We start from the raw sequence: 5,511 nt of genomic DNA on the forward strand, positions 1-5,511 counted from the left end.
ACCTCCGCCTGCGACCAGCTCACCGGCGAGCGGGTCCTGACCTGGACGGTGGAGAACAGCGAGCGGGACAAGGCCGCCACGCTCCAGCAGGTGACCCCGAACCCGAAGACCGACGTGACCGTCGCCGTCGAGGGCGCATCCCCCATCCCGCTGGAGGGCACGGTCGTCCCCGACGGCGGCTCGGTCCAGGCGGTCCAGCGGGTGCCCGGCGACACCCGGTCGGCCTCGCTGACCATCTACGCGCTGTGGAAGCAGAACGGCAAGGACCACACCGACACCGGCACCGTCGACCTGACCCGGGACGCGCCCTGCTCCCCCGCCCCGAAGTGCGTGGACCTCGACAAGGCGACCTACAGCCACACCTTCGACGGCCCGAAGGGCACCGCCACCGTCAAGCTCGACGGTGACCTGCCGCTCTGCGGCGACGGGAAACAGTGGTTCACCCTGGTGTCCTACTTCGCCCCGCGCCCGCGCTTCGCCACCCCGCAGTACGTGTACGGCACCCCGGCCAGCGACTGGATCGGCGGCACCCGGACGTCCATCGACCTGAAGGTCGACCTGCCCGACTGCAACACCCAGGTGGACCTCATCTGGGGCGACACGAGCCAGGTCATCGACCCGCTGACCGAGGACGGCAAGCGGTACGGCAACCTCAAGCTCGGCTCTCCCGGGGCACCCGGCAACCGGTCCCACGGACCGCAGGGCTGGTACAACGGCGGCAGCCGCGGCTGCACCAATCCCGCCGCCCTCTTCACCTCGAAGTGCGACGGCACGGTCGCCGTGGCGCTGAGCAACGACGGCAGCCTGAGCCGCTACCCGGTCGAGTTCGAGGTGCGCGGCGCGAACGGCTGGTCGAAGAAGGTGACAGTCGAGTCCGGCAAGGCCGACACCGACACCGTCGTCCCGGCCGCGAACGCCGGCACCGTGGAGGTGCTGGTCGACGGCAAGGTGCTCGACAAGGGCCGCTACTCCTGGCAGCGCCCGAAGGACTGCCCGCTGCCGACGGTGGCGACCAGGGCCGACTGCGACACCTTCACGCTCACGGTGGCCAACCCCAAGGGTGGCCTGCCGGTCAAGGCCGAGCTGACCTACGGCGGGCGCACCGAGACCCGGACGGTCGCGCCGGGCAGCGCCGAGAAGGTGACCTTCCAGGCCGGCAAGGACGAGCAGGCCACCGTGGCCCTGCCCGACCTGGACGTGGAGCTGGAGGCGGTCTACGCGCCCGAGCGGAGCTGCGGCGGCAGCGGCGGCGGGGAGCCGGGCCTGCCCGTGACCGGCGCGGCGGCCGGCGTCATGGCGGCCGTGGCCGGTGCCCTGGTGGCGGCCGGCGCGGTGCTCTTCGTGGTGACCCGACGGCGGCGGATCCGCTTCACCGCCTGACGAGGCCCGGCCCGAGGGCGCGTCGACCACCCGGTCGACGCGCCCTCGGCTCATTCCAGCTCCGCCATCAGCAGCGCGCGGTCGATCTCGGCCTGGTTGGTCAGCACCACGAGGCGCCGGTCCGAGTCGGGGAACCAGGCCGCCAACGCCTTGTACCCGCCGTTGTCCCCGGAGTGGTGGATCGCCCGCTCCCCGGCCAGCGGGCCGACGAACCAGCCGTAGCCGTACGCCTCGCCGGGGCGGCCGGTCGGCGCGTGCGGGGTGATCATGGCGGCCACCGCGGCGGGCCCGAGCAGCCGGCCCCGGCGTGGCACGTCCAGCCAGGTGAGCAGGTCGGCACCCGTGCACCAGACGTCACCGGCGCCCATGCTCACCGTGTCCAGGTTCCAGGACGGCACCGGCCGGCCGCCCTCGTGCCCCGTCGCCACGTCGTCCCGCCCGGCGGCGTCGCCGGCGAAGCTGCCCGTCATGCCGAGCGGCGCGAAGACCTCCTCGGCGAGGAACTCCGCGTACGGGCGGCCGGACGCGCGCTCGACGGCCCGGGCCAGCAGGACGTACCCGGGACTGCTGTAGTGCCAGCCGGTGCCGGGGGCGAACAGCGGCGGCAGGCCGGCGAAGACCGCCAGCAGCTTGTCGGGCTCGGCCGGCCCGGCCAGGTCGATCATCGGGTAGTCCTCCCAATGACCCAGGCCCGAGGTGTGGGTGAGCAGGTGGTGCGGGGTGATCCCGGCCCAGGCCGCCGGCGGGTCCGGCAGCCAGCGGTTGATCGGATCGTCCAGGCGCAGCGCGCCCCGCTCGGCGAGGAGCAGCACCGCCACTGCGGCCATCTGCTTGCTGATCGAGGCGATCTGGAACCGGGTCGCGGGGGTGCAGGGCGATTCGGCGTCGGCGGAGCCGGTGACCCGGTCCACCTGGAGATCGTCGCCCTGCGCCAGCAGGAGCACGCCGCGGTCGAGGGATGGGGTCGGCATCGCCCGAGCCTAGGCCCGGGCGGCCGGCCCGTGGGGGCGCCGGATCAGCCCTTCTCCAGGTATTCGGCGCGCTCCTCGTCGACCAGGGCGGCGACCGAGGCGGCCAGCGCGGGGTGGCGGGCCAGCTCCGGATCCTCCTCGACCAGGGCGATCGCCTCGGCCCGGGCGTCCCGGATCAGGTCGGTGTCGCGCAGCAGCGACAGCAGCCGCAGGTGCGACCGGCGACCGGACTGGGTGGCGCCCAGCACGTCGCCCTCCCGGCGCTGCTCCAGGTCGAGCTCGGCGAGCTTGAACCCGTCGGTGGTGGAGGCGACCGCGTCCAGCCGTTCCCGGGCCGGGGAACCCTCCATCGCCTCGCTGACCAGCAGGCAGAGGCCGGCGGCCGAGCCCCGGCCCACCCGGCCCCGGAGCTGGTGCAGCTGGGACACGCCGAACCGGTCGGCGTCCAGCACGATCATCACGGTGGCGTTGGGCACGTTGACGCCCACCTCGACCACCGTGGTCGCCACCAGCACGTCCAGGTCACCGGCGGCGAACGAGCGCATCACCGCGTCCTTCTCGTCGGCCGGCAGCCGCCCGTGCAGCACTCCGATCCGCAGCCCGTGCAGCGGACCCTCGGCGAGCAGCGGGGCCACCTCGGTCACCGCCAGCGGGGGCCGGCGGCCGTTGTCGTCCTCCCGCGGCGCCTCCTCGTCCGAGGCCGGCCCCTCACCGATCCGCGGGCACACCACGTACGCCTGGTGCCCCTTGGCGACCTCCTCGCGCAGCCGGCGCCAGGCGCGGTCGAGGAAGGCCGGCTTCTCGGCGGCCGGCACCACGTGGGAGGCGATCGGCGAGCGCCCCTGCGGCAGCTGGGACAGCGTGGAGATCTCCAGGTCGCCGTAGACGGTCATGGCGACCGTGCGCGGGATCGGGGTGGCGGTCATGACGAGCACGTGCGGCGGCTGGTCGGCCTTGGCCCGCAGCGCGTCCCGCTGCTCCACGCCGAACCGGTGCTGCTCGTCGACCACCACGAGGCCCAGGTCATGGAAGTCGACCCCCTCGTAGAGCAGGGCGTGGGTGCCGAGCACGATGCCGGCCCGCCCCTCGGCCACCTCGGCGAGCGCCCGCCGCCGGGCGGCCGCGCCCAGCGAGCCGGTGACCAGCTCGACCCGGGTGGCGTCGTCGGCGGCGCCCAGCTCGCCGGCCTGCGCGAGCGGGCCGAGCAGGTCGAGCATGCCCCGGTGGTGCTGGGCGGCGAGCACCTCGGTCGGGGCGAGCAGCGCGGCCTGCCCGCCGGCGTCGACCACCTGGAGCATGGCCCGCAGCGCGACCACGGTCTTGCCGGAGCCCACCTCGCCCTGGAGCAGCCGGTGCATCGGGTGCGCGGTGGCCAGGTCGGCGGCGATCTCCCGGCCGACGGCCTGCTGGCCGGAGGTCAGCTCGTAGGGCAGCCGGGCGTCGAACGCGTCGAGCAGGCCACCGGGCTTCGCCGGCCGGGCCTTCGCCGGCCAGGCCGCCGCCCGGTGCTTGCGCTGCACCAGGGTGAGCTGCACGGCGAACGCCTCGTCCCACTTGAGCCGGCGGCGAGCTTTGTACAGCTCCTCCTTGCTGGTCGGCCGGTGGATCTCGCGCAGCGCGGCGCCGATGCCGACCAGGTTGCGGCTGGCGCGCACGGTCGCCGGCAGCGGGTCCTCCGGCGGGGTGAAGGTGTCCAGCACCACCCGCACGCAACGAGCGATCACCCAGGTCGGCACGGCCGCCGCGGCCGGGTAGACCGGGATGAGCGCCCCGGCGAACTCCTCGACCTCCTCGTTGGCCGCCGCCTCGCCGTCGCCGCCCTCGCCGAGCAGCACGTATTCCGGGCCGTTGAGCTGCCGCTTGCCCCGGAACTCGGTGACCTTGCCGGCGAACAGCCCCCAGCGGCCCGGGCGCAGCTCCCGCTCCCGCCACGCCTGGTTGCCGAAGAAGGTGAGGGTGAGCACCCCGCCGGAGCCGTCGCCGACGGTGACCTCCAGCAGGTTGCCCCGGCGCTGCCGCATCGGCCGGACCGCGGTGCGCTGCACCTGGGCCAGCACGGTGACCTGCTCCCCCACGTCGAGCGAGCGGATGTCGGTGTGCTCGCCGCGCTCGTCGTAGCGGCGGGGGAAGTGGTAGATGAGGTCGCCGGCGGTGTGCAGGTCGAGGTGGCTCGCCAGGGCCTTGGCGGTGCGCTCCCCGACCAGCTTCTTCAGCGGCGTGTCCACCGTCGCCGGTTCGCTCGTCATTCGACCCCCACCAGGAGCGGATAGTGCGGCTGCCCACCCTCGTACGCCTGCACCTCGACGAACGGCCAGGACCGCTCGACGTGCTCGCGGACCCGGTCGGCCAGCCCGGCCGGGGCGTCCGCCCCGCAGAGCAGGGTGACCAGCTCGCCGCCGCCGCCGAGCATCCGGTCGACCACGGCGGTGCAGGTGTCCAGGAGGTCGGCGCCGATGAGGTGCACCTCCCCCTCGACCAGCGCCAGCACGTCGCCCGGCCGGCACGGCCCGGCCACGGTGAGCGCCTCCCTGCTCGCGTGGCACACCTCCGCGTAACGGCAGGCGCCGGCGGCCTCGGCCATGGCGATGACGTCGTCCTCGAAGCGCCGCTTCGGGTCCCGCACGGCGAGGGCGGCGAGGGCCTGCACCGGGGACCGGGTGGGCACCACGCTCACCTTCACCCCGAGCCGGTGCGCCTCCCGGGCGGCCGCGCTCGCCACCGACTGGGTGTTGGGGTCGTTGGGCAGCACCACCACCCGGGCGGCGCCGGTGGCCCGGATGGCGTCGAGCAGCTCGCCGGTGGACGGGTTGGCCGGCACCACGGTGGCGCCCTCGGCGCCGAACAGCTCGGCGATGCCGGCGCCGGTGGCCACCACCACGGCGGCCCGGCCGTCGGGCAGCGGCGTCGGCAGCGGCGGGGCCGGGGCCACCTGGTCGGCGAACCGGGTCACCGTGATCCGGTGCGGCCGGCCGGCCACCACGCCGGCCTCGACGGCCGCCCCCACGTCGTTGACGTGCACGTGCACGTTCCAGGTGCCGGTGTCGCCGACGATCACCAGGGAGTCGCCCAGGGCGCCCAGCTCGCCGCGCAGCCGGGCCACCTCCTCGTCGGTGGCGTCGAGCAGGTACTGCACCTCGTAGCCGCACGCCGGGGAGCCGGT

Annotated in this window: 4 protein-coding genes; 1 reads left to right on the forward strand and 3 read right to left on the reverse strand. The window is 74.8% G+C overall.

The window, feature by feature from the left end; translation table 11 throughout:
- The coding region (locus tag ACW0Q9_RS28785) for an LPXTG cell wall anchor domain-containing protein (protein ID WP_456186630.1) at nucleotides 1-1,380 on the forward strand (1,380 nt) is incomplete at its 5' end.
- A gap of 50 nt (nucleotides 1,381-1,430) precedes the next feature.
- Here ACW0Q9_RS28785 and ACW0Q9_RS28790 read toward each other — a convergent pair.
- The 3 genes from ACW0Q9_RS28790 to ACW0Q9_RS28800 all read right to left on the reverse strand — a co-directional run.
- The gene (locus tag ACW0Q9_RS28790; protein ID WP_456186632.1) at nucleotides 1,431-2,351 is read right to left on the reverse strand and encodes a serine hydrolase domain-containing protein; all 921 of its coding nucleotides are present in this window, start codon (nucleotides 2,349-2,351) and stop codon (nucleotides 1,431-1,433) included.
- 44 nt (nucleotides 2,352-2,395) lie between these two features.
- The gene (recG, locus tag ACW0Q9_RS28795; RefSeq protein WP_456186634.1) at nucleotides 2,396-4,597 is read right to left on the reverse strand and encodes an ATP-dependent DNA helicase RecG; all 2,202 of its coding nucleotides are present in this window, start codon (nucleotides 4,595-4,597) and stop codon (nucleotides 2,396-2,398) included.
- On the reverse strand, nucleotides 4,594-5,511 hold a 918-nt coding region (locus tag ACW0Q9_RS28800; RefSeq protein ID WP_456186636.1), incomplete at its 5' end, for a DAK2 domain-containing protein. The genes recG and ACW0Q9_RS28800, both read right to left, overlap by 4 nt.

This window comes from Micromonospora sp. I033, from assembly GCF_053890995.1.

Bases quoted from the DNA above. Each gene is read 5' to 3' on its own strand.
- ACW0Q9_RS28790 (WP_456186632.1), bottom strand. From the start codon at position 2,351: ATGCCGACCCCATCCCTCGACCGCGGCGTGCTCCTGCTGGCGCAGGGC.
- recG (WP_456186634.1), bottom strand. From the start codon at position 4,597: ATGACGAGCGAACCGGCGACGGTGGACACGCCGCTGAAGAAGCTGGTC.